Raw genomic sequence first — 3181 nt, 5'->3', positions numbered from 1 at the left:
TGTTTTTCTATTCTTGCCCATTCCCTTTCGCTTAGATCTGTTGGATACTTTTTTCTCATCTTTACCCCGTACTAAAATTTCAGATATTATAGCCTTTTACTTGTTTCCGGACAACCTCTAAATCGTGAAAAAGAACTGCTCATTAAGTGCTGTTTGCTTAATAAATTTACTGACATTGGTATGGCTAAATTCGAAATGGCTACATGAATTTATCGTAAATTATTACCGTATAAGGTACGATGCGACAAAGCCATCCCAGTGTCAGCTACTCGGATGACACCGTCATAAAGGAACCAGTGTTAGCTACTTGGATGACAACCATTGTGCTTGAGGCAAAATTGACTATCACTTCTTTTTATAGAGCTTGCTCCAAACTTTGTTGTTAGTTAATACAAAAAACACTGTTAAAATTATAAAATACGCCACTACTTTTAATCCAAGTTTATGCCGGCGCTCTAATTCTGGCTCTGCTGCCCATTGTAAAAAATTTATCACATCATACGCCATATTTTCAACTGTGGCTTGCCTTGCACCATCATATTCCACCATTCCTTCAGAAAGTGGTGGCGCCATAGCTAATCTGCCTGTTGGAAAATACGAATTAAAATATAAATCATTTTCATCGTGTTCGCCGTTTTGATAGCCTGTTAACAATGAATAGACATAATTTGCACCATCATGCCTTGCTTTAATAATTAATGATAAGTCTGGTGGGACTGCACCATTGTTGCTTGCTGCAGCTGCTTCTTTTGTATCAAAAGGCGCAATAAAATAATCCGAAGGTACTCCAGGTCTGTCAAACATTTCACCCAAATCATTCGGACCATCTTTAACTTGATAAGAAGCTGCTATTTGTTTTACATCTTCTTCAGAAAAACCGACATCTTGCAAATTACGAAATGCTACCCTATTCATTGAATGACAAGCAGCACAGACTTCTTTATACACTTTATAGCCACGCTGAATTGACTCTCTATCGAAAGATCCGACAATTCCATCAAATTTCCAGTCTATTTTCTTATTTGGTGATGATTTAAATTCTTCTGCAGATATAAGACTAGATAGAAATAACATGCAGAAGATTGCAAATACATTAGATCCCATGCATAACCACTGTTTTAGTAAATTTCGAATTGATGTCATGCAAGTAGCTGACACTGGAATCCAGCTTATTTCATCACTGACATTATGGTTATCATGCACTCCTAGAATCTGTTGTCCATTGCATGATTTGTAAGTATTTTTATACCTGGATCCCAGTGTCAAGCACTGGGATGACAACGGAAGATAGTGGAATGACACTGTGTGTTGTATACAACGTTCATACAATTGTGTACATGATGCTGGAATCCATTTATTTTTTTTCTGGATCCCAGTGTCAAGCACTGGGATGACAAAAGAGGGCTCTGGGATGACAGAAGAGAGCTCTGGGATGAAAGAGAATTTTGTAAGAGATCTGCTTTGAATTGACATCACCTCATCTCCGGCACAGAATCACTTAAGGTTTTTGGTGGTTCTTTTGGCTTTTCATACTTACTAAGCAGTGGTAAAACTATCACAAAGTATGCAAAGTAATAAAGAGTAGATAGCCTACTCATAGTGATGTAAGGCTCTTTTACCTCTTGTCCTCCAAGCCAGGCAAGAAGTACAAAATTTATTGCAAAAACCCAAAAAAATTTCTTAAACACCGGGCGATAAGCACCACTTTTAACTTTTGATTTATCAAGCCAAGGTAACAAAAACCACACTAAAATAGACGCAAACATGGTAAGCACACCAGTAAGTTTATCTGGAATTGAACGTAGCATTGCATAAAAAGGTAAAAAATACCACTCTGGCACTATATGTACCGGAGTGACCATAGAATCAGCTTCTATATAATTGTCTGGATGCCCAAGATAATTGGGAGCATAGAAAACAAATGCGAACAAAACTACAAAAAACAGACCAAAAGTTATGCAATCCTTGACTATATAATAAGGATAGAGAGGGATGGTATCCTTATCTGATTTTACCTCCACTCCACTTGGGTTACCAGAGCCAAACCTATGCAGAGCTATCACATGAAGCATAGCTAAAGCAATAATAACAAAAGGCAGAAGATAATGCAGGGCGAAAAAACGGTTAAGTGTTGGGTTATCCACTGAAAAACCACCCCATAACCATATAACTATTTTATTGCCAATTAAAGGTATAGCAGAAAATAAGTTGGTTATAACTGTTGCACCCCAGAAACTCATTTGTCCCCAAGGCAATACATATCCCATAAAGGCAGTTGCCATCATTGCAAAAAATATAAATATTCCAATAAACCACACCATCTCTCTCGGTCTTTTATAAGATCCGTAATATAATCCACGCATTATATGAACATAGACTACCATAAAGAAGAGCGATGCTCCAACAGCGTGAGTGTAGCGTATTAACCACCCGTAATTCACATCTCGCATTATGCGCTCTACACTATTAAACGCATAATCAACATGCAGAGTGTAGTGCATAGCAAGAAATATACCTGTTATTATTTGTAAAATCAGCGCTATACCAGCCAAAGAGCCAAAGTTCCAAGCATAATTTAAGTTTTTTGGCACTTGGTAAGAAGCAGTGTGTCTTAGAAAAGAAAATATAGGCAATCTATATTCTATCCATCCTAATATGCCTTTTTCTTCTTTTATTGTTTCTTTTTTGTTATCTTCCTGCATAACTTAAACCTTTCTGAACACATGTCCATTGCTACTTTTATCTTATTTTTTTATTGTAGCAACTTATCCTTTACGCACAAATAAAAACTTTAAAGCAATATTAATTACCTCTTCAGCAACCTGTCACGTGCTGCGTTTAATTTTTGTGCAAAATATTCCGAGCCTCCTTTATCTGGGTGAACTAATTTCATTAAATTTTGATATGCTTTATTGATTTCATTTTGGTTCGCTCCAGAATCTATTCCTAGCACTTTAAATGCTCCATCTCTGAACATGTTACTACTACCAGACTAGTATGATTTTGTCTTGTAAATTTATTCAACAACCCTATTCTAACTATATAATGAAAAATTATCTACAAAGTGTTTATGAAGATGGTATGAAAATCCAACTATCTAAAGTCAACAAATATTTATTAGTTTTACTGATTACTGTCTCAGCATTTCTCATATCTGGGCAAGTATCCAGTTCAAGCAATA

General features: G+C 36.2%; 4 protein-coding genes. 1 reads left to right on the top strand and 3 read right to left on the bottom strand.

All coding sequences use genetic code 11. The features are described from left to right. Window positions 1–124: 124 nt before the first annotated feature. Window positions 125–277, top strand: coding sequence for a hypothetical protein (locus OZD62_RS04100; protein ID WP_182309768.1), 153 nt, complete (start codon window positions 125–127; stop codon window positions 275–277). Between the two features lie 68 nt (window positions 278–345). On the opposite strand, the gene OZD62_RS04095 is transcribed toward OZD62_RS04100, so the two are convergent. From OZD62_RS04095 to OZD62_RS04085, 3 genes are all read right to left on the bottom strand, one after another. After that, entirely contained in the window at window positions 346–1104 is a 759-nt protein-coding gene (locus OZD62_RS04095) for a cytochrome c1 (RefSeq protein ID WP_010963022.1), read from the bottom strand. A 368-nt stretch (window positions 1105–1472) separates the two neighbouring features. Continuing rightward, window positions 1473–2702 carry a cytochrome b gene (locus OZD62_RS04090; RefSeq protein ID WP_275019481.1) on the bottom strand — a complete coding sequence of 410 codons (1230 nt, stop codon included), beginning with the start codon at window positions 2700–2702 and terminating at the stop codon, window positions 1473–1475. Window positions 2703–2806: 104 nt separating this feature from the next. Further along, window positions 2807–2977 carry a J domain-containing protein gene (locus OZD62_RS04085; protein ID WP_010082675.1) on the bottom strand — a complete coding sequence of 57 codons (171 nt, stop codon included), beginning with the start codon at window positions 2975–2977 and terminating at the stop codon, window positions 2807–2809. Window positions 2978–3181: the final 204 nt, after the last annotated feature.

The organism is Wolbachia endosymbiont of Drosophila seguyi, assembly GCF_028981765.1.
In the GTDB taxonomy this organism is placed as follows: domain Bacteria; phylum Pseudomonadota; class Alphaproteobacteria; order Rickettsiales; family Anaplasmataceae; genus Wolbachia; species Wolbachia pipientis.
Note: the sequence above shows the minus strand (reverse complement) of the source record. Positions and strands in the feature narration are given on the sequence as shown.

Excerpts from the sequence above, each read along its gene's own strand:
- OZD62_RS04085 (WP_010082675.1), bottom strand. The coding sequence starts at position 2,977 with ATGTTCAGAGATGGAGCATTTAAAGTGCTAGGAATAGATTCTGGAGCG.
- OZD62_RS04090 (WP_275019481.1), bottom strand. The coding sequence starts at position 2,702 with ATGCAGGAAGATAACAAAAAAGAAACAATAAAAGAAGAAAAAGGCATA.
- OZD62_RS04095 (WP_010963022.1), bottom strand. The coding sequence starts at position 1,104 with ATGGGATCTAATGTATTTGCAATCTTCTGCATGTTATTTCTATCTAGT.